Origin of the sequence: Endozoicomonas sp. SCSIO W0465 (assembly GCF_023716865.1) — a bacterium.
GTDB lineage: Bacteria > Pseudomonadota > Gammaproteobacteria > Pseudomonadales > Endozoicomonadaceae > Endozoicomonas.
Window position 1 is genome coordinate 2,469,461 of sequence record NZ_CP092417.1, and the last position, 22,682, is coordinate 2,492,142.

At 47.2% G+C, this 22,682-nt stretch carries 20 protein-coding genes; 8 read left to right on the forward strand and 12 right to left on the reverse strand.

Annotation, left to right across the window (positions count from 1 at the left end):
* Positions 1 to 1,506 carry an IS21 family transposase gene (istA, locus tag MJO57_RS10660; RefSeq protein WP_252022154.1) on the reverse strand — a complete coding sequence of 502 codons (1,506 nt, stop codon included), beginning with the start codon at positions 1,504 to 1,506 and terminating at the stop codon, positions 1 to 3.
* 139 nt (positions 1,507 to 1,645) lie between these two features.
* Positions 1,646 to 3,166, reverse strand: a complete 1,521-nt coding sequence (locus tag MJO57_RS10665) for an IS1182 family transposase (RefSeq protein WP_252025206.1) — start codon at positions 3,164 to 3,166, stop codon at positions 1,646 to 1,648.
* Between the two features lie 468 nt (positions 3,167 to 3,634).
* Here MJO57_RS10665 and MJO57_RS10670 point away from each other — a divergent pair, with 468 nt between their 5' ends.
* Complete coding sequence (locus MJO57_RS10670) at positions 3,635 to 4,192, forward strand: hypoxanthine-guanine phosphoribosyltransferase (protein ID WP_252025208.1); 558 nt, start codon at positions 3,635 to 3,637, stop codon at positions 4,190 to 4,192.
* A gap of 77 nt (positions 4,193 to 4,269) precedes the next feature.
* Here the strand turns inward: MJO57_RS10670 and MJO57_RS10675 are convergent, their stop codons facing one another.
* The gene (locus MJO57_RS10675) at positions 4,270 to 5,619 is read right to left on the reverse strand and encodes a hypothetical protein (protein ID WP_252025209.1); all 1,350 of its coding nucleotides are present in this window, start codon (positions 5,617 to 5,619) and stop codon (positions 4,270 to 4,272) included.
* A gap of 430 nt (positions 5,620 to 6,049) precedes the next feature.
* On the opposite strand from MJO57_RS10675, the gene MJO57_RS10680 reads away from it, so the two are divergent.
* Positions 6,050 to 6,340: a PA4642 family protein gene (locus MJO57_RS10680; protein ID WP_252025210.1), complete on the forward strand. Its 291-nt coding sequence runs from the start codon at positions 6,050 to 6,052 to the stop codon at positions 6,338 to 6,340.
* Between the two features lie 169 nt (positions 6,341 to 6,509).
* Here MJO57_RS10680 and MJO57_RS10685 read toward each other — a convergent pair whose 3' ends face one another.
* Entirely contained in the window at positions 6,510 to 6,734 is a 225-nt protein-coding gene (locus MJO57_RS10685) for a hypothetical protein (RefSeq protein ID WP_252021552.1), read from the reverse strand.
* A gap of 140 nt (positions 6,735 to 6,874) precedes the next feature.
* Between MJO57_RS10685 and MJO57_RS10690 the strand changes: the two genes are divergently transcribed.
* Entirely contained in the window at positions 6,875 to 8,152 is a 1,278-nt protein-coding gene (locus tag MJO57_RS10690; RefSeq protein ID WP_256491693.1) for an IS4 family transposase, read from the forward strand.
* Between the two features lie 3 nt (positions 8,153 to 8,155).
* On the opposite strand, the gene MJO57_RS10695 is transcribed toward MJO57_RS10690, so the two are convergent.
* The 4 genes from MJO57_RS10695 to cls all read right to left on the reverse strand — a co-directional run bounded on the left by MJO57_RS10695 (position 8,156) and on the right by cls (position 13,975).
* Positions 8,156 to 9,289 (reverse strand): transposase, encoded by a 1,134-nt coding sequence (locus tag MJO57_RS10695; RefSeq protein WP_252025212.1) that lies wholly within the window; start codon positions 9,287 to 9,289, stop codon positions 8,156 to 8,158.
* A 173-nt stretch (positions 9,290 to 9,462) separates the two neighbouring features.
* Positions 9,463 to 10,890, reverse strand: a complete 1,428-nt coding sequence (locus MJO57_RS10700) for an IS4 family transposase (protein ID WP_252017676.1) — start codon at positions 10,888 to 10,890, stop codon at positions 9,463 to 9,465.
* On the reverse strand, positions 10,871 to 12,184 hold the full coding sequence (gene brnQ, locus MJO57_RS10705) for a branched-chain amino acid transport system II carrier protein (protein ID WP_252025214.1): 1,314 nt from the start codon (positions 12,182 to 12,184) through the stop codon (positions 10,871 to 10,873). Before brnQ ends, MJO57_RS10700 begins: the two co-directional genes overlap by 20 nt.
* A gap of 324 nt (positions 12,185 to 12,508) precedes the next feature.
* Positions 12,509 to 13,975 (reverse strand): cardiolipin synthase, encoded by a 1,467-nt coding sequence (gene cls / locus MJO57_RS10710; RefSeq protein ID WP_252025216.1) that lies wholly within the window; start codon positions 13,973 to 13,975, stop codon positions 12,509 to 12,511.
* Here cls and MJO57_RS32725 point away from each other — a divergent pair.
* Positions 13,974 to 14,108, forward strand: coding sequence for a hypothetical protein (locus tag MJO57_RS32725; RefSeq protein ID WP_256493270.1), 135 nt, complete (start codon positions 13,974 to 13,976; stop codon positions 14,106 to 14,108). The genes cls and MJO57_RS32725 overlap by 2 nt on opposite strands.
* 117 nt (positions 14,109 to 14,225) lie before the next feature.
* Here the strand turns inward: MJO57_RS32725 and MJO57_RS10715 are convergent, their stop codons facing one another.
* Positions 14,226 to 15,002, reverse strand: coding sequence for a TSUP family transporter (locus tag MJO57_RS10715; RefSeq protein WP_252025218.1), 777 nt, complete (start codon positions 15,000 to 15,002; stop codon positions 14,226 to 14,228).
* A 389-nt stretch (positions 15,003 to 15,391) separates the two neighbouring features.
* Here MJO57_RS10715 and MJO57_RS10720 point away from each other — a divergent pair, with 389 nt between their 5' ends.
* The 3 genes from MJO57_RS10720 to MJO57_RS10730 all read left to right on the forward strand — a co-directional run bounded on the left by MJO57_RS10720 (position 15,392) and on the right by MJO57_RS10730 (position 19,306).
* On the forward strand, positions 15,392 to 16,930 hold the full coding sequence (locus MJO57_RS10720; protein WP_252025220.1) for a cobyric acid synthase: 1,539 nt from the start codon (positions 15,392 to 15,394) through the stop codon (positions 16,928 to 16,930).
* A 231-nt stretch (positions 16,931 to 17,161) separates the two neighbouring features.
* Positions 17,162 to 18,625 carry a sigma-54 dependent transcriptional regulator gene (locus MJO57_RS10725; protein WP_252025222.1) on the forward strand — a complete coding sequence of 488 codons (1,464 nt, stop codon included), beginning with the start codon at positions 17,162 to 17,164 and terminating at the stop codon, positions 18,623 to 18,625.
* A 417-nt stretch (positions 18,626 to 19,042) separates the two neighbouring features.
* Positions 19,043 to 19,306, forward strand: coding sequence for a hypothetical protein (locus MJO57_RS10730; RefSeq protein WP_252025224.1), 264 nt, complete (start codon positions 19,043 to 19,045; stop codon positions 19,304 to 19,306).
* Positions 19,307 to 19,472: 166 nt separating this feature from the next.
* Here MJO57_RS10730 and MJO57_RS10735 read toward each other — a convergent pair whose 3' ends face one another.
* Positions 19,473 to 19,718 carry a transposase gene (locus MJO57_RS10735; RefSeq protein WP_252025226.1) on the reverse strand — a complete coding sequence of 82 codons (246 nt, stop codon included), beginning with the start codon at positions 19,716 to 19,718 and terminating at the stop codon, positions 19,473 to 19,475.
* The gene (locus MJO57_RS10740) at positions 19,715 to 20,989 is read right to left on the reverse strand and encodes an IS1182 family transposase (protein WP_252025228.1); all 1,275 of its coding nucleotides are present in this window, start codon (positions 20,987 to 20,989) and stop codon (positions 19,715 to 19,717) included. Before MJO57_RS10740 ends, MJO57_RS10735 begins: the two co-directional genes overlap by 4 nt.
* Positions 20,990 to 21,141: 152 nt before the next feature.
* Between MJO57_RS10740 and MJO57_RS10745 the strand changes: the two genes are divergently transcribed.
* Positions 21,142 to 21,855, forward strand: a complete 714-nt coding sequence (locus tag MJO57_RS10745; protein WP_252025230.1) for a reverse transcriptase domain-containing protein — start codon at positions 21,142 to 21,144, stop codon at positions 21,853 to 21,855.
* 48 nt (positions 21,856 to 21,903) lie between these two features.
* Here MJO57_RS10745 and MJO57_RS10750 read toward each other — a convergent pair whose 3' ends face one another.
* On the reverse strand, positions 21,904 to 22,551 hold the full coding sequence (locus MJO57_RS10750; RefSeq protein WP_252025232.1) for a DDE-type integrase/transposase/recombinase: 648 nt from the start codon (positions 22,549 to 22,551) through the stop codon (positions 21,904 to 21,906).
* Positions 22,552 to 22,682: the final 131 nt, after the last annotated feature.

Consider the following 22,682-nt stretch of genomic DNA (forward strand, 5'->3'; position numbering starts at 1 on the left):
TTATTGATAGCAAATAGCGCCACGAATATTTTCGTGATCATCATGCAAGGGACCTGTCGTTTGTTTTAACTGTGGCTCCAATGGCATCAGGTCTTTGCCTGACTGGAGGATTGATCGGACATTTTTTAACCGATAACCCCCGATGTTCCTGGCATGGGCGCAGGCGTTGTTGAGTCGTTCAGTTCCATATTCCCGCTGCAGGTTTAGCAGCCCCAATGAAGCTCGATAGGCTTGTTCAGGATGCTCCTTGCTATCCAGCAGTGATTGAATAAAACAATAGACTTCCTGACCAATGTCGTTAGCCCAGTTAAGTAAACGCTCAGGCGTCCAATCCTGATGGTGACGATGTCGTTCCGGCATATGAACTGCTAACGTCGTAAATCCACGTGTGTGCTTGCGAGCGTGGCTGGCCACCACTTTACCGTTAGCGTAGATCGTGACGCAGTGCTCAGTCGCCTGTACTTCTACTTCCTGCCTGGCAAGCTGATGGGGAACCGAGTAGGCGTGCCCCTTGCAGATAATATGATAATCCACATTCACCCGGGCCTTGATAAACTCAGCGAACACAAAAGATTGCTTCGGCAGTGGCTTGAGGGCTGGTTCATCCAGTTGTTCAAACGCACTACGTCGCGTTCCTGGCAACTGCTTAAAGGGCTTCAGGTTCAGTTCGATTAACAGCTCACGTATCCGCAGGTTCAGCTCTGCCAGGGTAAAGAACATTTCATGACGAAGCCTGGCCAGTATCCACCGCTCCACTACCTGTACACCGACTTCTGCTTTGGCCTTGTCTTTGGGTTTGTAGGGGCGTGCCGGAATGACTGCCACCTGGTAGTGACAAGCCAGGTGCTGGTATGATGGGTTGAGATCCGGCTCGTACCGACAGGCTTTGATAACTGCGCACTTTGGGTTGTCTGGCACAACAATTTCTGGCACCCCACCAAAGAACTCAAAGGCCCGTTCATGAGACCCCAGCCAGTCCTCTGTTTTTTGTGACAGAGTCGCTTCAGCGTAGGTATAGTTGGACGCTCCCAGCACTGCCACAAATATCTGGGCATTGTGGGCAATTTCGCCGGTGTCCGGGTTGATGATTGGCATGGTTGGCCCGGCATAATCAACAAATAACTTTTCACCTGCATTGTGCAGCTGTCGCATAGATCGCTTTTGACAACCACGCCACTGATTGTAACGGTGACAGTACTGGGCATAGCTGTAGGCATTGAGGGGGTGGGCCTGACAGTATTCTTCCCAGAGTCGTTGTTTGGTCACTTCCTTGCGCTTCAGTTCCTGATGCACCTCAGCCCAGTCAGGATCAATCAACCCTTTTCGATTGGCTATCGAGGCATCGGGAAACAGCGCCTGAATAAGCTCAGGCTCAGATATATCCTCTGCCAGGGGCCAGCTTAATTCCGATTCCTGAAAGGCCTTAACGTAGTTGGATACCGTCCCCACACTGACCCGTACACTGCGGGAAATTTGTCGGAAGCTGAGTTGGCTGCCAAACCGCATCCGGAGTATTTCTAGGAGGCTGTCCGAGAACTAGCTATTGAAAAAACGAAAGCTTCAGCATTTTCTTGGCTGATCAAATATTGACCTAAATTTAGCCTGTTTTGGGTAAAAATTGCGTTTTTTACCCTTTTGCTTGCCTTTATGCTGCCATTTTAAGCCTTTTTGCTTCTTCAAGACGGATTGATCCCGTTGAAACCAATTTGACAATTTTTTTGAAATTATAAGCACTGCAGACCAGTGAAAATTCTCCAGCCACTTTTTCCTTACCCCGGACACTGAACCCTCTGAATCCTGAGTTCTTGATTTGGCCAAAAGGCGGTTCCGCAATCACCTTGCGACGCTCATAAACCGCTTTGGCCTCTTTGGTTTCCATTTTGCGGTTCATCGCCTGGCGTATGGCTTCGTGGCGGTCTGTGCGAATCACTTTCCCCGGGTCTTTGTTGTCGTCACCACTGCACCTTTTACGTAACGGGCAATCCCGGCAGATATCTTTACTGACGCGGTAGCTTTTGTGTTTTGCTTTGCTAGCCGTGTTATAAATCAGCTTCTCACCGGCAGGGCAGGTAAAGCTGTCGTCTGCTTCATGGTAAATAAAATCCGCTTTGACAAACTTTCTGTCAGAGTCTTCCAGTCCCTCTGTTGCAGGCTTCTCCTGTCGATCCGTAGCCATGTAAGCGTCAATGTTCGCATCATCAAACGCTTGCAGGTTGGGCCCTGAGTAATAGCCATTATCCTCACTCATTTTGCCAATGGACGCGTTATCTGTTGCTTCTGCAATGGCTTCAAGTGCAGGCTTTACTTCCTGCTTGTCATTGGCATGCTGGCTGATGTGCTGGCCAACAATGATACCATTATCGCTGTCGACGCTGATCTGGGCGTTATAACTGTACTGATAGCCACTGCCTTTTTTACCCATGATCCTGGCATCATGATCAGCAAAGCTGATTTGCTTTTTGTCGTCTATCGGCTTATCGGGATTCAGGGCCTGTTCCCGTTCTTCAAGCGCTTTTTTGGCCTCCTGGATTTTCTCTAACCGTTCCTGCTTGAATTGCAAGTCTTCAGGAATGCTGTAGCCAGTCTCCTGCTGATAAGCATCGTCCTCTTCACTGTCACTGGTTTCGGCTTTTTTAATCAGGGCCTCAACTTCAGCCATTAATTCAGCTTCTTTGGCCTTAAGTCGTGCGTAGCTCATGGCCTTATGCTTTGATGAGTCGGCTTTGAATTTGGAACCATCAAGAGCGATGTGGCCCAGCGAGGCCATCTGTAGTTCCCGGGCGAGCAGCACGCTCTGTTTGAAACTGCTTTTAAAAAAGGTGGCCTGGTTTTTACGAAAGTCACTGAGCACCCGGAAATTTGGGCAGTGCTGTTTGGCGATATACATGAAAGCCAAGTCCTGATTGCAGCGCCGTTCAATCTCCCTGGAGCTGAACACACCATGGCTATAGGCATAGATCAGGATCGATATAATCAGTCGTGGGTGGTAGGCATTCTGGCCAAGATGGTGATACTGCTTTTCCACTTCAGAGGTGTCGATATGCTTGAAGATATCTTCAAAAACGAAGCAATCATGATCTGGTGGCAGCAGGTCGAAGATGTTCGATGGGAACATCAGGTGCTGGTCAAAATCAGCAGGGTTATCTTTGAATTTGATTGATGACATCCGTTTCGGCAACAATAAAGTGGGCAGAAGATGCCTGATTATACTTAATCAGGCTATTCTCGGACAGCCTCCTAGTAGCTTACGCATGGTAATCCTGTTTTCTGTCATGGCCGGTTCCCTCTCTTGGTACAGATAAGAACGGCCAAAGTTATGGAAAATCAATGCATAAGAAGATATTTGTTAGCTGTATTAGACCGGTTTATGGTCTGTTGAACAGCGTTTCTGGAAGCTTGAACGGTGATTCTGGAAATCATCAAAAAGTGTTCAAAAGAAACCAGAATAGGTGTTCAAGTGTTACCAGAATGGGTGTTCAAGTGTTACCAGAATGAGTGTTCAAGAGTTACCAGAATATGCATGAGCTGCCCATAGGTTTTTACAACCATAATGATCGGGCAGTTTTCACTTGCCCATTGCAGACAACAGCGGTATTTTTTCCCGCTTAATCATTCGATCAGGGTTTACACAACAATGTCTGTTGATCTCGACCATATCCGGCAAGTGATGGATGAAGCCGACTGCCTCTATAACGAGCAGCAGATTGAAGACGCCATCGCCACCATGGGACGCAACATCACTAACAAATTGGCGGACAGCAACCCGCTGGTATTCTGCGTAATGAATGGTGGTCTGGTGATTACCGGTAAGCTGCTGACTCATATGCAGTTCCCTCTGGAAGCTTCCTACGTGCATGCAACCCGTTACCGGGACCAGTTAACCGGTGGCCGCCTGGAGTGGAAAGTTCGCCCAACCCAGATCATCAAAGGTCGCACCGTCCTGATCATCGACGATATTCTTGATGAAGGTCATACCCTGGATGCTATTGCTGAATTCTGTAAGGAAGAAGGTGCAGCCAGCGTTCTGACTGCTGTTCTGGTGGATAAAAAGCATGATCGTAAAGCCCGCCCGGGTCTGGAAGCAGACTTCACCGGCCTCGACATCGAAGATCGCTATATTTTTGGCTATGGTTTGGACTATCAGGGTTACTGGCGTAATGCCAATGGCATTTATGCACTGAAAGGTCATTAATACACCATAAATGATGCTCATCACCCATAAAAAAAGCTTCCAGAGGAAGCTTTTTTTATGAGATAGGATAAAAAAGATTATTTTTTCCGAAGATTTTTACCTAATTGCTGTTTTAGCTTATTTTGTTCATCATTAATTTCTCGCTTGTCAGCTTTTTCCTGTTCTTTCAATTTTTTGCCTTGTTGCAAACTGTCAATAGCTTTCATCTTATCGTCAAGCGCTGCTTTTTTCTTCTTTATCTCATTTGGAATTGCTTTCAGCCTGGCGTTGCCATGTTCAATCAACTCTTCTTTTTCCTGAATTGACGCCTTCATGCTATCACATACTTTTATGATATCAGGATTATTTATTTTAAGCTTGCTGAGTGAGTTGAGATCTTTATTTAATTTTGACAGACTTTTCTTTTCTTCAGTAATGTATTGCTTTGTTTGTTGCTTCTCATTTTTTAGGCCTAGGATTTCATCTTGCAACTGTTCAGCCTCAGTATCCTCTTTTATACGCTCATCACTCAATTTATCTTGTAATTTGGATAGATTGGTATTTCTATCCTTGGCCTGATCCAATGTATGTTGTTCTGCCTTGAAAAGTTCGAGAATTTTATTGCCACTCTCCTTAATTGATGATTTCAACTGCTTTTGCTCAGACTTCGCAAATTTTATTTCTGAATCAAGTTGTTTGATTCTATCGACAAATCCTGACTCTCTAACCTGCGACATGACTTCATTAACCTGATCTCTTCGAACCAGTGGGTCTGATGATTCAATAATAACAGGATCAGCACCTTCAATTGGAATTGGGACAGTAATTCTCTTTTTGCTATGGATCACTCCCTCAGGGTCTTCACACACCTTACGGGTATTCTTGTAGACCCGGTTCAGTGTATCCAGTTCTGTTTGCTTTTCAGTCTGTTGACCTTCAAGACTCTCAAGTTGATTGATGGAGTCGTTATGTACTTGAGCTTCAAGTATCAGCTGTTCAGATCCATTCTTTAATGAATCTTCCGGAATTATTTCCCAGTTTTCATGTTTGATAGCTTTTTTGAAATCACTGAACGTCTTACTAATTGACTCTTTAAAACTGCTGTTCCGTTCAGCAGCCTTAGGAAACTTCTTCGTGAATGCAGTTTGAATGTGGTTTTTGGCAGACTTCAGTTTGTTGAATATAAATTCCCTTACAGTTACCGTGTCCTTTTCGGCAGCTATCTCAGCTTTTCTCTGTTTTAGAGGGATTTTTCTGGGTACCGATGCATCCGACGGCTGGCCTGATAACTTTAGGCCCGGTGTCGGCTGCACATCTTTCATTACTTCTATAGAAACCTCACCATTAACTCCAAATGTAATCTTACACTTATTCCCCTTATCAGTAAGGTCTTGAATCAATTGTTGTTGTTGTAAACTAACTGAACCAGCACCAGATGTACCTTCCATAACCTGTCCTCAAACATTCCTTTGATCACTCAATTAATAGTAGCTGTATCTGAATAAAAAGCCGGTTGTAGCCATAATTCAAACCGGAAAATATTTCAGCAAGTTAAATCGGAAAAGCATAAGCCGGCATCAGGTAAAGAATCGACTGGCAATTACCAGGAATGCAATAACTGTCAAGAATTCCTTGTTAGCTGTAAAAAAATGAATACGAGGGGATGAGTTGTATGTGTTTTTGTCTGAAGAACCTGGTTTTACCAAAAAACGATGCACAAAATGTAAGTGGCTCTTCTATTTTCTCTTATTCTTTTTACGATTAACCTAATCTCAAAATATCCTATTCAGGTTATATATATTTCTTTCCAACTCAGTAAAATATCAATCTGCTTGTCGATGTCGCCAGGCAAACTTACCTCATAAGCGTGAATCAGCCATGAAGAAAGATAAGCAGAAAGTCATTGGAGAGAAGTTAAGTGATGAGCGTTTGAAAGCCTTGCTGACACTGCAGTCGGCAGCTGGCGGCAGTCGAGACTATCACATATTGTTAAGAGCCTACCGCTACCTGCGAGCAGACGATTTTGCCCGTTTTATTCCATTTTTTCTGGAAGCTGGCCTGGACCTGAACGCCCGGAATCCGGATGGGAAAACACTGGCTGAAACCATCACGCAGCATCACCACGGTAAACCGTATCTTAAAGCCCTTGCTGGCGGAGCCAGGCATTAAAATAGCAAAGGCTGCCCGGTGTTTTTCCCGGGTAGCCTGATAAGTTCTCGACTTTAGAGTCTGTATAAAACGATAATTCGGTCAGCTTTTTATAGTGAAGCAAGCCGAAATCAGTGAACTGTTTTTCCAAGTTCGTTATTACTTCCGTTTTTTGCCTAAAAGCCTTTAGTTATGCTGCTTCTGAATTATCCGGTATTAACTGGTCGATCAGATCGCGAAAATTGAACTCATATTTTTGCTTATATCTGTTCCAGCCCTTGCGAATAGAGAACCTCGGAATAATTCCTGAAAGAGCAATTTTCATCATGCCTGCAGTGGTTGTATCCGGGCTTCTCCAGGGTATCCGAGAAATATTCAGACATGCCTGATTTTTACAAACGGTTAATAACTGCACTTAGGGTAGACATTAAGCTCAAAAAAGGTTCGTTTCCGGCGGCAGAACCCACCTTGAACAGCCACAATAAAGCTTCGAAACCATTATCAATGGCTGAACAAGATGAGTACTGCAAATAGTAGATTAGTTGAAAAAAACTGTTGACCTGTTTCGACCGGTCAGAACTCCTAAGTATGGCGGAACAGCTTGGTTTTACTATACGACAGCGAGATATCCGTCCTTTGGATTTTATCCTCTCACTGATCGATGCCCTCGCTGGTGATGGAAACTGCGATACCCAGGCGGATCTACACCGTAAATTTAACGAGTTGACGGGGCTGAATGTCTCTTATCGTTCTTGGGCAAATCAAGCTAAAAAGGACGCGCTGCCTACTCTTATCCTGTGGCTATGGGTGCAGTGTCTGGAAATATTTTCCCGCAAAGTCATGGCGTTTGATGAAGACAGTCCATTTTCAGAGTTTGAGCACATTCTGATTCAGGACGGTTCGTCACAAGCTGTCTATGATGCCCTGAAAGAAGCATTTCCCGGCAGGTTCTCAACGGTCAGTCCTGCTGCCGTCGAGCTTCATACGACAATGGATCTTCTCACCAACAACCTGGTGCGGGTGCAGCTGACTGAAGATACCCGTTCAGAAAGAGACTGTCTGCCACCACTGCCAACATCCATGGCCTATATCCTGATGCTAATGGATGCCGGTTATTTTGAGCTGGAACTCTTTGCCGCTATTGATGACAGGGAGGGTTCTTTTATCTGCAAGGCACCTCAGAGTATCAACCCGACGATACTCAGCGCGGTACGGGAGGATGGCAAGAATCTCAATCGCTACAAAGGACAAAAACTGAAGGATGTACTGTCTGGCTTCCCCAAAGACCAGTGCCTCGACCTGGATGTAGAATGGCCGGGATTCAAAGCCTGGCCATTCCGCTTGGTTGTCCGCTGGAATGACAAAAAACAGAAGTGGGTTTTCGTTGTGACCAACCTGAACCGGGTGGAGTTCACCTTGAGTGATGTGCTCCAGGCCTATCGTCTACGGTGGCAGATAGAGCTGATTTTCAAAGAGATCAAATCCTATTCAGGGTGGCATCGTTTTAACACCAAATCAGCGACACTGGTGTTTAGCCTGATTCTGATGTCCTTTGTGGTTGTGACGTTGAAAAGGTACCTTGCCCATGCTGCACAGGCGAACCTCTGTGAAAGTGGGAGCATTGAGGAAATCTCGACGCACAAGGTGATGAAAAGTGGGACTCACCTGTTTGGTAATGTGATTTCATCGTTGATGAATGCAGGAAAGTCATTGGTCTCATGCATTAAAAAGCTACTGGACTTCTGGGGAAATAATGCGAAACGAGAACACCCTGCACGGGATGGTTGTTCAGGGCGTACAAGATTAGGCCTTTGTGCGGTGGGTGGGGCTTAATGTCTACCTTAAGAATAACTGCAATAATGCATAGCCTGCCATTTTCAAATGCATCCATCGAAGCAGTGTTCGCAATTTCTGCTGCCATAAATGGCAACAGCCAAAAGCATGTTTGAGTTGGTGAAACATTGGCTCTACCGGCCATCTCCGGGAATAGGCACGAAGCACCTCCAGTCCCTCAAGTTCCGGATTGGTCGAGATGAATATTCTGCTTTCGGTCAGACCTTTGTCATTTTCAAAGCGACTCCAGACGACGCGTACTTCACGACCTTTAAGGAATCTGGCGCGACAGATCAGGGTACGATAACGTATTTTGCGAAATTTGCCGTACATCCATACTGTTGCTTTTTCTTCCGGCAGTTTCTTAACCTGTTCTGTCGTCATCTTGATGCCGTACTTTTTTGGGCGCCCTCGCTTCTTTACGGTGGGTGCTGGCGGCAAAGCATAGAGGGCCCGATTTGAAGGTATCTGACCAACAACTTCTATGTTCATTTCCAGAGCTGGCTTTATCAGTGTCCAGTTCATATACCAGCAATCGGTTAGCAGGCGTAGCACTCGATCCTTCACTTCATTGCGTACCACCCTGAGCATGGCCACGGCAATTTTCAGTTTGCTGGTGTTACCTGAAGCTGGTGTCGGAAATGAGATCACCGGTATGGCGGTAAATACTTCATCTGCAGCCCGCTCAAATATGATGGCCAGGGAAACCCAACACTGCCCCCAGATGTACGTCGGCCGATTGCGTTTCTTGCTGTGTTGATGATGTGTACGACAAGCAGGGGCTTTGTCGGAAAACCGTTCGATTACCCAGTCATCAAGCCCCAGGACCACAGGTTGATTCTCAGGAGCTTTGGAGCAGACCAGACGGATCAAGTGGCGTGCCAAGTTCTTCCATTGCCACTTGCCCTGAGATAGCCAGTGGTGGTAGCTGCTCCACACACAATGAAAATCAATTGTTAACAACGCCTGTGTAACAAAGCCGTCGGCTGAAAGCATGCAACCGAACAGCAGTTCGCAGAACGTTGGTACTGCAGTTGATGATAGCGCTCCAGCAAGAAAGGTTGTATATGAAGCGAGCTCCCTGAGGATTACTTGATGATCTGAAGTGAGCATGGCAACCATCTCGAATTTCGTCATTGGGGATGGTTGCTTTTAGCAGATTATGCGCCGGAACTATTGTGCTCTTAAAACTCTAAAGTCGAGCTGATAAGTTGTGTTAGCCTTTTATCCCTGAACAGGCGTGGTTGATTCTGAGGAACGAACTGATGTCATCATACCGAAAACACCCCCCAGCATACCCTGACTCTTGATCACATCTCTCCAGCGCTGAACTGCCGGGCTATCTGCCAGGTTTTTACCCGATCCTGCAATTTCGCCCAGCCTTCCCATACCACTAACCAGCCGGGCTGCCCTGTATGCTTTGAATCACCCCAACCACCAAGCCGAGCAATCGTTTGAAGCAGCCAAGTGACTGTTGGCGGCTTATCGGGCAACGCTTTTTTTTCATAGGTTAGCCAGAGAACCTGCCATTCATCATCACTGACCACCTCATTCGCGAGTGTTTTTTCACTCCAAAGCTTTCTGTCTTTGTGCTGCCTGTCATTCGGTAACATTAATGCTTCACGGATTTGCATTAGTCTGACAGCGACAAACATTAATATGACCGCAAGTCGTTCAATGTTATCCGGAGATTGCAGACGAAGCCTTTCTACTCCTGCTCCCGATTTCCAAGCCTTGTGGAACTCTTCTATTCGCCATCGGAGCTCGTAAAATCGAATGATAGAGCGACAGTCTTCGAATGTTTCAATATCTTCAGTTGTCAATAGTACCCAGTGCAAACGGTCTTCGGAGTCATTGCCAATCTCTTCAGCCGACACAATATTCATAGTTACCGGTTCCGGCCTGCCGCCTGGCCTTTGCGGCGCCTGTATTGTCATCTTCTTTCTTTTGACCTGCAGCGTTGCCTTTCGCTTCTTTCTACCTCCTTTTTGAGGAACCACTATCGTATATTTCCCCAACACTTCAGTCTGAGCTAAGGAATCAAATAATAAGAGTTCGCCATCCACCAGGATTCTGTTTTGTGTAGCTCTTACAACAAACCGCTGTCGGTTATCCAGTTTGTAGTGCATATATTCGTATATATCCGCCTCCCGGTCGCAAACACTGATGATGTCAGGCATTTTACCCCCCATCCTTTGTTCTGTGTTTTCAGAGGCTCTTTGCCACTTAAAGCTTTCCTTTCCCTCGTAAGGTAGCTGACGACGTTGGTTCTTTTTCCCCCGCTGAACGTCCTCTCTAACCCATCGTTCTTGATCAATAAGCCCAATGCTTCGCTCTGTATCCGCATCAACCAAGAAGACAGAGTGGACGTGGAATCCTCTGGTTTTAGAGCCTTCAGGACCTCCAAGATCACCAAGCTCGGATCTGACAGCATGTTTATAACCCAGGGTTGTTGTATCTTCGAGAGCCAGAAGTAGGCGAGACTGTCTCGCTATTTTGGCAGTTGCCTGAAAGCCTGCCTCAGCTATTGCTTCAGGCTTTACGGCCTCATTCTCAATCAGCCGGTAAGCTCCAGTTACCAGTGCGGTATAACCTTCGCATGAAGATGACAAAGAATTACCGGTATGAGCTGAAAGCTCGGCAGCAACTTTGACAAGTCGTTTTGTACGTCGAGTATCGCCCAAATCAGCACATCCAAAAGTTAGTTCTGACCATGGTTTAGGAGAAAGTGGAAGCATGACCTGTTTTATCAGTGAGAAATGATAGAACAAGGTAGCTATTTGTGATCAAGAGACAGAGCATACCCGGTAACAGCCAGACCAGACCTTCTTTCTGCAAAGGCAAATACGCAAGCAACGTATTAGCCGGCTCAACAAAAGACAGGCCAGCCGCATGCAGTCCTTCTATAAGACTGATCAGGCCTACCGGAATAAGAACAAACGTCATTACTCGCTCTGGTTTCGCCAACCACGACTTCAGCAGTGTCACAATAATCAATGCGATGGCTACCGGATAGATAATCAGCAACGCTGGAATAGTAACCTTCAGTAGCGTATTCAATCCAACATTGGCAATCAGCGCGCTGGCCAGGGCACAAAGAATCACCCAGTTGCGATAACCCAGCGCAGGAAATACACGGGAGAAATATTCACCGCAGGCACTGAGCAAACCAATCGCTGTGGTCAAACAAGCCAGAATAACGGTGATAGCCAGTACTACCTTGCCCCAGGAACCGAATACCGCGTTCACAAACAGGCTGATAATTTCAGCACCATTTTGTGGTGCAGCCACCAGCTGATGGCTGGTGGAACCAATGTAACCCAGCACCAGATACACCAGTGAGAGACCAACAGAAGCGATCAGACCAGCAATAAATGTATAGCGCGCAACCTGCTGTGTGTCTGTTACCCCTTTATTTTGAATAGCATTGATAATGACCACGCCAAATACCAAGGCACCCAGGGTGTCCATCGTCTGGTAACCTTCACGGAAACCATTAAAGAACCCCTGACTGATCATGGACTCAGTGGCAGCCCCTGCTTCTCCCTGTGGGTAAAGAAAAGCACCAACCGCAATAATCGTCAGAACCACCACCAGCAATGGCGTAATCAGCTTGCCAACTGTTTCAACCAGCCGACCCGGAAACAGTGCAAGATAAAGCGCAACAGCAAAAAATAACAAAGAAAACAGTGCCAGCGAAACAGTACCGGACTCACCGATAAATGGCAGCAAACCCAGTTCATAAGAGACGACAGCGGTTCTTGGTGAAGCAAACAGGGGGCCAATGGCAAGAAAGAGAACAACCGCGAAAGTTAAGGCAATTTTTGGCGGAAAAATATCCGTCAGCTTTTCCAGTCCACCACCGGCACGGGCGCAGGCGATCACACCCAGCAGCGGCAGACCAACACCGGTCAGAAGGAATCCCAGCATTGCGACCATCAGCTCAGTGCCAGCCATGTGCCCCAGAAATGGAGGAAAGATAATATTTCCTGCTCCCAGAAAGAGAGCAAATGTCATCAGGCCTGTGGCCATGATGTCTGTGGCTTTTAACGTCTTCGGCAAAACCTGTATCCTGTACCGATTCTTTCCGAGAGGTTACCAGCTGACCATACAGCGTTGGTTGAGCCTGTAACCAGAAAGAATATTGTTAGAAGTGAGCGTATAGAGGCACAACCAATGCCTCCTGAGGGTAACCTTTATTTCACAGATGAGTCCTTCACCGTATTAGTGTTTTCACCTAAAAATGGTAATAAGACAGGAATTATTGGGAATAAAACGATAATAAAGGGCACTTACTGCATAAGTTGGCCAACATCAACAGCAATCACTACCGACCAGACCAGTGATTCTATCCGATTAAAGCAGTGGGCTTAGCAACTGCAGGGTATTTTCCAGTAATTTTCGTCGGAAAGGTCTTTTTGACCAACGATTGATATCCACCTCAACGGCCTGATTTATATATGACTGGAGCACATGGAATATCTGCTGACCAAAGCCATCATCATAAACAATCAACGTCACTTCATAATTCAGCCAGACGCTGCGCATATCCAGGTTAACAGTACCAAATAGAGCGGTTTCACGGTCGACCAGAACACACTTGGTATGCAGTAACCCCCCTCTGAACTGCTGAATAGTGACACCAGCTTGCAGCAACTCCTGATAATAGGAGCGACTGGCATGATGAACCATTTTCGAGTCATTTTTCTCAGGAACCAGCAATTGGACATCAACACCACGCATTGCTGCCGACTTCAATGCTGTCAGCAAAGACTCATCGGGTACAAAATACGGTGTACTGATCAGGAGTTCTTGACGACTTTCATAAATAGCCGTCAGCAGGACCTGCTGCAGCATTTCCCGGTCTACATCAGGCCCGGACGGCAGAACATGCACAAATGCGCCGTCCCTGCCATTGTGCTCAGCCGAAGGGTATTCATACTGTCTATTGAACGATGGGTGTCCCTGCCCGGTTTCCAGTGCTATATCCCATTGCACAATGGCTCCGAGTACATGAGCTGCAACACCATCAATCCTGACCATGGCATCTACCCACTGCCCGACCTGAGCTTCCTGCTTAAACAGGGAAGGATCGACCAGGTTAAAGCTGCCGGTCCAGGCCACTTGATCATCAACCACCAGAATCTTCCGATGGTTACGAATATCAATGCGCTCCACCAGCATTCGCAAAGGGCCAGCTGACATGGATGCAGTAACACTGATCCCTTCAAGGCGAAAACGACGAGCCCACAAACCATTCAAAAAACCCCGGCTGCCAACATTATCCAGCACAACCAGGCAATCAACCCCCCGCCTCGACGCACGGATAACTGCATCTGCCACCTCTGCGGCCCGACCGACGGGCTCCCATATGTAGAACTCAATCACAACGCTTTGTTGGGCATTTTCTATATCACGCAGCAGCGATTCGATGATGTTCTCAAAATCCGAGAAGAGTTGCAGATGGTTACCTGGCAGTAAGGGGATACTCATGCTTTTTTCTACCAATGAGAAAATACCATGATGACTGGTCACCGGACAGTGGGATGGCTCACCGCCTGAGATAATCCGTGATAAGTGTTGATACCACTGAGCATAATCCGGATAAAGTGCATGCATGCGCTTTAAACGGCGGGTACCAAGGCGGGGAGATCCAAATAAAAGATACAGGACGAACCCCGCTACCGGCAGGGCAAACAGCAGCACCAGCCAGGCCAGTGACACCCCCACCGATCTTCGGGTCATGATCACCACTACCGCAAACGCAATAATGGCACTTAAATAGGCAGCACCAAACAGCCAGCTATACCAGGTTGTTTCCATGAACAATAGTTCCGAAATTACGCCTGCTGAATTCCCTGACTGTCCGGGTGATCTGGTTAGAGATACTTTGCTAATGGATTTCGCCACAGCTCCGGCTATGAATCAATACAAAGCCTTTAGCGTATTATTCTGACGAATTGACCGGAATATATCGAGTTCTGGAAACACAACAGGTATTACCTGAAAGGCTACCCCTTAGCGGATAACCTTAAGAGGTAAAAAGCGACAATGGTTTTAAACAAGATGCCTATTATTGGAGCAAATGTCCATAATCTTCCCAAAGCAGTTTGGCCGTCATCACCAAAGACACGCAAACAATCATGGGCCGAATCAATGCCTCACCACGGTTAAGTACTACATGCGAGCCCAGCCTGGCACCAATCACCTGGCCCAGGATCATGACCAGACCGACTGCCCAGACCACATGGCCACCAATAATGAAAAATAGCAGGGCTGCCAAATTGCTGGTGCAATTCAGAACTTTGGTATGAGCGGTAGCACTGGTGATGGAATAACCCAGTAAGCCGGCAAACGCCATGGTAAAAAACGAACCGGTACCGGGTCCAAAGAAACCATCATAAAAACCAATCAGCACCGCCACGGTAAACGAAAACACCGACAGAGAGATCAACTGCGGTGACTGATCACTGCTCAGTCGTGGAGAAAGCAGAAAGTAAACAACAATACCTATCAACAGGAATGGAATGACCTGATCCAATACTCCGGCATCAATTCTCTGCACCAGGAGTGTCCCCATCATACTGCCAATAAAGGTCATCACGATTGCCAGGCGGATTTCACGGAGATTAACCGCACCTTTGGAGATAAAATAAGCACTGGCGGACAGCGTACCAGCAGCCCCCTGAAGCTTATTGGTTGCCAGCGCCTGAACCGGCGAAAGCCCCGCAGCCAGAAGTGCGGGCATTGATATCAACCCCCCTCCACCAGCAATGGAATCAACAAATCCAGCCACCGAGGCCACAGCAAAAAGGAAAAGTACAAGATCCAGAGTGATGGTTGCGTCCAAGGTTAATCCTTGCAGATAGAGGGTGATGATTTAGGGAAGCGTAATAATAGACCGTCCAGGGAAAAATTTTCAGATAAAGTTGACCCTCTACCCAACGGAATTCACTTATTTGCACCTAGTTTAGTAGGTAAATTACGAGACGGGCATGACACATCATCGAATATCTCAGTAGCAGAACTTCCTGGTGATTATTATCAGCTCAATTAAAGAGGCGTCCAAATGGCAAAAACCGCTGATCATCTCCCCAGATAATCAGCGGTTCGTAATAATAACACCCAGCCTGTTAATTTCTCTCTGCTCTCTATCATCGAACCTTGTGAGTTTGTACCCTTGAATTTTTCTACCCTTATAATCCGTTCATTAATTTGTAACAGACTGGAATTCCCGTGATGGGCAGCAACTCAACACATACGCTGATGGTACAGGGTACGACCAGTGACGCTGGTAAAAGTGCTCTGGTCGCAGGACTTTGCCGGGTGTTCAGACGTTATGGTATCTCGGTAGCACCTTTCAAACCCCAGAATATGGCACTGAACAGTGCGGTTACCGAGGATGGTGGCGAGATCGGTCGGGCTCAGGCGCTCCAGGCCGCTGCTGCAGGACTTGAACCTCATACGGACATGAATCCCGTACTGCTGAAACCGAACAGTGATATCGGTGCCCAGGTGATAGTGAACGGCAAAGCGGTGGGTGAAATGAATGCGGCTGAGTATCATGCCTACAAACCAAAAGTAATGGCTGCCATTATGCGTTCCTGGCATCGGCTGCAAAACCACTATCAAATCATACTGGTGGAAGGTGCTGGCAGCCCGGCAGAAATTAACTTGCGGGAAGGTGACGTTGCCAATATGGGGTTTGCTGAAGCAGCGGACTGCCCGGTGATTATTATTGCAGATATCGATAAGGGAGGAGTCTTTGCTCATCTCTACGGTACGCTGGCACTGCTCTCGGAGTCAGAGCAGGAGCGGGTAAAAGGTTTTGTGATTAACCGCTTTCGAGGTGACGTAAAACTGCTTGAGCCTGGCCTTCACTGGCTGGAAGATAAGACCGGTAAGCCGGTGCTGGGCGTTTTGCCTTATCTTCATGGCTTGCACCTTGAGGCAGAAGATGCTGTTATTTCTCATCAGTATATCGTTCAGCAACATGAAGAGCAGAAAAGAGTATTGAAAGTAGCAGTGCCGATTCTGACCCGCACCAGTAATCACACAGACTTTGACTCTTTGCGTCTTCATCCTGAAGTGGATATTCACTTTGTCGGAAAAGGTCAGTCTATTCCGGACTGTGATCTGGTCATTATTCCAGGCACTAAAAACACCCGGACCGATCTTGCGTTTCTCAAAGAAAGTGGCTGGGATCAGGATATTCTCAGACACCTGCGCTATGGTGGCAAATTGATGGGAATCTGCGGTGGTTACCAGATGCTGGGCAAAGCGGTGCATGATCCTGATGGTATTGAAGGTGCTGCCGGAAGCTCAGATGCGTTGGGTCTTCTGGATCTGGAAACCACCATGATTCGTCAGAAGACACTCACTCGAGTTAGTGGAACCATGCAGTTGCCTGGTCAAGAGCCGGTTCCTGTTACTGGTTATGAGATTCATGCCGGGGTGACTACAGGAGAAGCCTTGGAAAAATCGCTAATCCAGCTGGATCAGAAAGTTGATGGGGTAATGTCTGACGATGGTCAGATATTTGGAACCTATCTTCATGGTGTGTTTGAACAGCCTGACGCCATTACTGCCATTTTGAAGTGGGCAGGCTTACAGGAGTCATCAAGAATTGATTATCACCTGTTGCGGGAAGAGGGTATTAACCGCATGGCGGATGCTCTCGAAGAGAACCTCGATATTGGAAAAGTGTTTGCACTGTGTGGCGTTCAGCAACGGTGTTTTCCAAGGGTGTTTTCCAAGAAAGTTGCACCAGCTGATTAAAGCCGTATTTGATTGATCACAGAGATAACGTTCCGTTAAAAAAAAACCGCTCAACTTTTATGCTATTTAGTGCTTTTTTAGCTTCCATATACTACTAATTGAAATAAAAAATAAACAAAAATTTGACTAATCCATCTTTTGGTTCTTTACTGAAATAAGAAAATGAAATTTAATTTCAGAAAATTTTATCTAAGCTGTAAAAATTAACCAGATGACAGGGATCGTCGTCATATGGAAACAGCTGAGCAGGTACTCATTATTGAAGACGCAGAGCAGCGTCGCCATGACTTAAGCACAATTTTGCAGTTCATGGGCTATCACCCAGTAGCTATCGGTGCAGCCTATTGGGAAGATACCGTTAGTGCTTTTCCTCCGGAAACCTTCAGTGGTTTATTTCTAGGTGATTTTTTACAGGCAGAAAGTTCCCTGCAGGGAATGCTCTCCAGAGTTCAGGGCTGGTGTGGTGGTGTGCCTATTATTCGTATTTCTGAATCACTGCCAGATAATCTGCCGGTAGCGCTTGCAAGACAGATTATTGCTCGGATTGACTGGCCGTGTAGTAAGCCTCAGCTTTTATCTGGTCTTCATTACGGACAGGTGTATCGTGAGCAGTGGCGTCAGGCTCATCAGATTGGCTATAACCAGCAGGTACATCTGTTCCGTGGACTGGTTGGTAAAAGTGAACGTATCCGTAAAGTGCGGGCAGCCATGGCTCAGGTTGCGGACCGGGATGTCAATGTTTTGATTACTGGTGAGTCTGGCACGGGCAAAGAGGTGGTTGCCCGTAATCTTCATGAGCACTCCTATCGCAGAAGCGCACCCTTTGTTCCGGTAAATTGCGGTGCTATCCCTACAGATCTTTTAGAAAGCGAGCTCTTTGGTCATGAAAAGGGGGCTTTCACCGGGGCTGTGGCCAGTCGAAAGGGGCGGTTTGAGCTTGCGCAGGGAGGTACACTGTTTCTTGACGAAATAGGCGATATGCCTCTGCACATGCAAGTTAAGTTGCTCAGGGTGTTGCAGGAAAGAACCTTCGAACGGGTCGGTGGAACAGAACCTATTGAGGTGGATGTTCGAATTATTGCCGCAACACACAAGAATCTTGAAGTTATGATCACTGAGGGAAGCTTCAGGGAAGATCTTTATTACCGTTTAAATGTATTCCCCATTGAGATGCCTTCTCTTAAAGAGCGGCCTGAAGATATCCCGTTGATGATTAATGAGCTAACCCATAATATGGAGAAGCAGGGTAGGGGGTCAATTCGACTCAGCTCAGCAGCAATATTGTCTCTTTGCCGGCATGACTGGCCGGGAAATGTCCGGGAAATGGCAAATCTTCTCGAGCGTCTTGCGATTATGTATCCCTATGGGGTTATTGGTGTTCAGGATCTGCCAGAAAGTTTCTGCCACCTCGATTTGATCACTCAGGAGGATGATGGTGTTGCTGATTTGTTTCCGGATAGCATTCAGCCAGCAGGTACCGCCACTTCTGAAGACCTTGCGGTATTGCCTGTAGGGGGGCTGAACCTTAAGGAGTACATGACTCGACTGGAAAAGAGTTTGATTCAGCAGGCACTCAGTGACTGTAACAGTGTTGTTGCCAGGGCAGCAGATAAGTTGCAGATAAGGCGCACGACGTTGGTGGAAAAAATGCGAAAGTATGGTCTTCAGAGATATGAGGATTCTGTGAAGATCTGATTTTTGGATTTATGGTGGTGTAAAAAGATGGCTGCAAGTTTCTTGCAGCCATCTTTTGTTTGCCCAGCGAAGCGGACAAACCCGTCAGGCTGAAAGAAGCCTGAACCACCCCGACTGAGGGGAAGGTAATCCAAATGGCAAGGGCGTTGCTGGCCAACGGCAGGGTCTGGGCGACCCCGTCTGAAGGAAGCCATAGGAAGTCAGAGGTACACAGCGTAAGCGAACCTGATTCGGCAGGTCGGGAGCGGCAAGCGTGCGAAATAGCGCGACGCCCAATACTCAGTCAGTCCCGACAAGTGTTAGAGGGTGGAATTTCTGGCAGGGATCCGTTCAGTAACTGGGGAAGCCTGGCATCAATCCCTGAACCATCAGGGGCTGCTATCACAAGAGGAAACTCAAGGATAGCAGTGGTGTGAGGTGGCAGATGAGCCCGTAGTAGTGTTGAAACTCCGGCCTGTGAAAGCGGGTAACCGTCTGGAGCACAAAACCGGAGTGACCACAGTCTGGTATCTGTGGGGCATGTGTCGTCAAAAGTGGCAGATGTTGCGAAGGGGTGAAGCATTCTTTAAGAACGTCCAGAGCGCAGGAATGACTTTGTGGATGCACAAGCTGCTTGACGAAGCAGGGTATCTTCAGCCGGTGGGGTCGGGAACGACCATGCTGTCTGACAGAACTGTATAAAGGAGTACCAGACAGGTAGCCGGTAGATTGCCTTGAGCTAGGAGGCTGTCCGAGAACTAGCTATTGAAAAAACGAAAGCTTCAGCATTTTCTTGGCTGATCAAATATTGACCTAAATTTAGCCTGTTTTGGGGTAAAAATTGCGTTTTTTACCCTTTTGCTTGCCTTTATGCTGCCATTTTAAGCCTTTTTGCTTCTTCAAGACGGATTGATCCCGTTGAAACCGATTTGACAATTTTTTTGAAATTATAAGCACTGCAGACCAGTGAAAATTCTCCAGCCACTTTTTCCTTACCCCGGACACTGAACCCTCTGAATCCTGAGTTCTTGATTTGGCCAAAAGGCGGTTCCGCAATCACCTTGCGACGCTCATAAACCGCTTTGGCCTCTTTGGTTTCCATTTTGCGGTTCATCGCCTGGCGTATGGCTCGTGGCGGTCTGTGCGAATCACTTTCCCCGGGTCTTTGTTGTCACCACTGCACCTTTTACGTAACGGGCAATCCCGGCAGATATCTTTACTGACGCGGTAGCTTTTGTGTTTTGCTTTGCTAGCCGTGTTATAAATCAGCTTCTCACCGGCAGGGCAGGTAAAGCTGTCGTCTGCTTCATGGTAAATAAAATCCGCTTTGACAAACTTTCTGTCAGAGTCTTCCAGTCCCTCTGTTGCAGGCTTCTCCTGTCGATCCGTAGCCATGTAAGCGTCAATGTTCGCATCATCAAACGCTTGCAGGTTGGGCCCTGAGTAATAGCCATTATCCTCACTCATTTTGCCAATGGACGCGTTATCTGTTGCTTCTGCAATGGCTTCAAGTGCAGGCTTTACTTCCTGCTTGTCATTGGCATGCTGGCTGATGTGCTGGCCAACAATGATACCATTATCGCTGTCGACGCTGATCTGGGCGTTATAACTGTACTGATAGCCACTGCCTTTTTTACCCATGATCCTGGCATCATGATCAGCAAAGCTGATTTGCTTTTTGTCGTCTATCGGCTTATCGGGATTCAGGGCCTGTTCCCGTTCTTCAAGCGCTTTTTTGGCCTCCTGGATTTTCTCTAACCGTTCCTGCTTGAATTGCAAGTCTTCAGGAATGCTGTAGCCAGTCTCCTGCTGATAAGCATCGTCCTCTTCACTGTCACTGGTTTCGGCTTTTTTAATCAGGGCCTCAACTTCAGCCATTAATTCAGCTTCTTTGGCCTTAAGTCGTGCGTAGCTCATGGCCTTATGCTTTGATGAGTCGGCTTTGAATTTGGAACCATCAAGAGCGATGTGGCCCAGCGAGGCCATCTGTAGTTCCCGGGCGAGCAGCACGCTCTGTTTGAAACTGCTTTTAAAAAAGGTGGCCTGGTTTTTACGAAAGTCACTGAGCACCCGGAAATTTGGGCAGTGCTGTTTGGCGATATACATGAAAGCCAAGTCCTGATTGCAGCGCCGTTCAATCTCCCTGGAGCTGAACACACCATGGCTATAGGCATAGATCAGGATCGATATAATCAGTCGTGGGTGGTAGGCATTCTGGCCAAGATGGTGATACTGCTTTTCCACTTCAGAGGTGTCGATATGCTTGAAGATATCTTCAAAAACGAAGCAATCATGATCTGGTGGCAGCAGGTCGAAGATGTTCGATGGGAACATCAGGTGCTGGTCAAAATCAGCAGGGTTATCTTTGAATTTGATTGATGACATCCGTTTCGGCAACAACAAAGTGGGCAGAAGATGCCTGATTATACTTAATCAGGCTATTCTCGGACAGCCTCCTAGAACGGCGGTGAAAGTCTGGGAATAACCTGACCACAGAGAAAGGAATACGTCATCTGTACGACGCGGGACGGTAAGTTGTGAGAGTTTACTGCAGCCTGTATGGTCGCCTGCTCTCAATGGAGGCACTGTACAACGGGTTTAAAAAGGTGAAGAGAGCGAATGGCGCGGCTGGCATTGACCGGCAAAGTCTGAGCGACTTTGCCCTGAATCTGGGTGGTAATCTCAAGCAGCTGTTACTTGAACCGAGGGAAAAACGCTATCAGCCTCTGCCGGTGAAACGAGTGGAGATTGAGAAGGAAGACGGCGGAATGCGTCTTCTGGGGATTCCCGCAGTGAGAGACCGGATAGTCCAGCAGGCTCTACTGGATATCCTGACCCCGATCTTTGATCCGGACTTTCATCCATCCAGCTATGGATACCGGCCAAAGAGAAGTGGCCAGCAAGCCGTTACCAAGGCGACGATGTTCATACGGGAGTATGGCAGGCACTGGGTAGTGGATATGGATCTGTCGAAGTGTTTTGACCGGCTCGACCATGAGATCATCATCAAAGCCTTCCGACAGAAAGTGGCCGACGGGAGCATTCTGAACCTGATCAGGATGTTCCTGAAAAGCGGTGTGATTATTGGTGACCAACTGGATGCCACAGAAGTAGGCAGCCCACAGGGTGGGGTTATCAGTCCTCTGATCAGTAATGTGTATCTTGATGCCTTTGATCAGGAGATGAAGCGTCGCAATCATCGGAGGCTCTTTTCGAATTCCGAACTGCTGAACTATCCTTGGTGGATATAATTAGCCATCGCCAGCATCGGTGTTTGTCAACATAGTTGTCGCCTCAACTTAAGCGGCTTTGCTTAGTTGATCATCAGCAGGTCTGTCGGGATTCAACCAGACTTCATCAGCCAGATCCCAGTTCCTTGTTGACCTCTTTCCCCAGCGCTCTGGGTGACGTTCTTTGGCTTGTTCATAAACCTTTCTGCGGTTAGCCATAAGCACCTTGGTTTCACCACGATGCCTTTGCCCGGGTGTCAGAAATTTCAGCCCACTGTGCTTGTGCTCTTCGTTGTACCATTGGGCAAAACCATGCACCCAGCTACGTGCTGCTTCAAGATCAGCAAATGGCGTGCGCGGATAACCAGGGCGGTATTTCAGGGTTCTGAATATGGCCTCGGAAAAGGGGTTATCATCACTGACCCGGGGACGACTGAATGAGCTCACGACCCCAAGACGCTGCAGTGTTGACAGCATAGTGCCACCCTTCATGGGACTACCATTATCTGAGTGCAGAACCAGTGGCCACTCCAAGGCTGCAATTCCCTGTTTGATACAGGCTTTAGTGATCATTTCTGATGCATGCTCAGCTGATTCGGTTTCATGAATTTCCCATGTAACAATCATACGACTAAAGATGTCTATTACCAGGTACAGGTAATAAAACTGCCCCCGTATCGGAGAGCGCAGATAGGTAGTTCTCGTCCAAAAACGCATCAGGCAATCATAATTAGATTGTACGTTCGTTTTTATATTTCCTGAAATTCCAGAGAGCCGCAAAAACTCTTCCCTTTTTTTCTCTAATCTGGGACGGATATTGGAGAAAAACGCGAAAAGCAGGCAGAAAA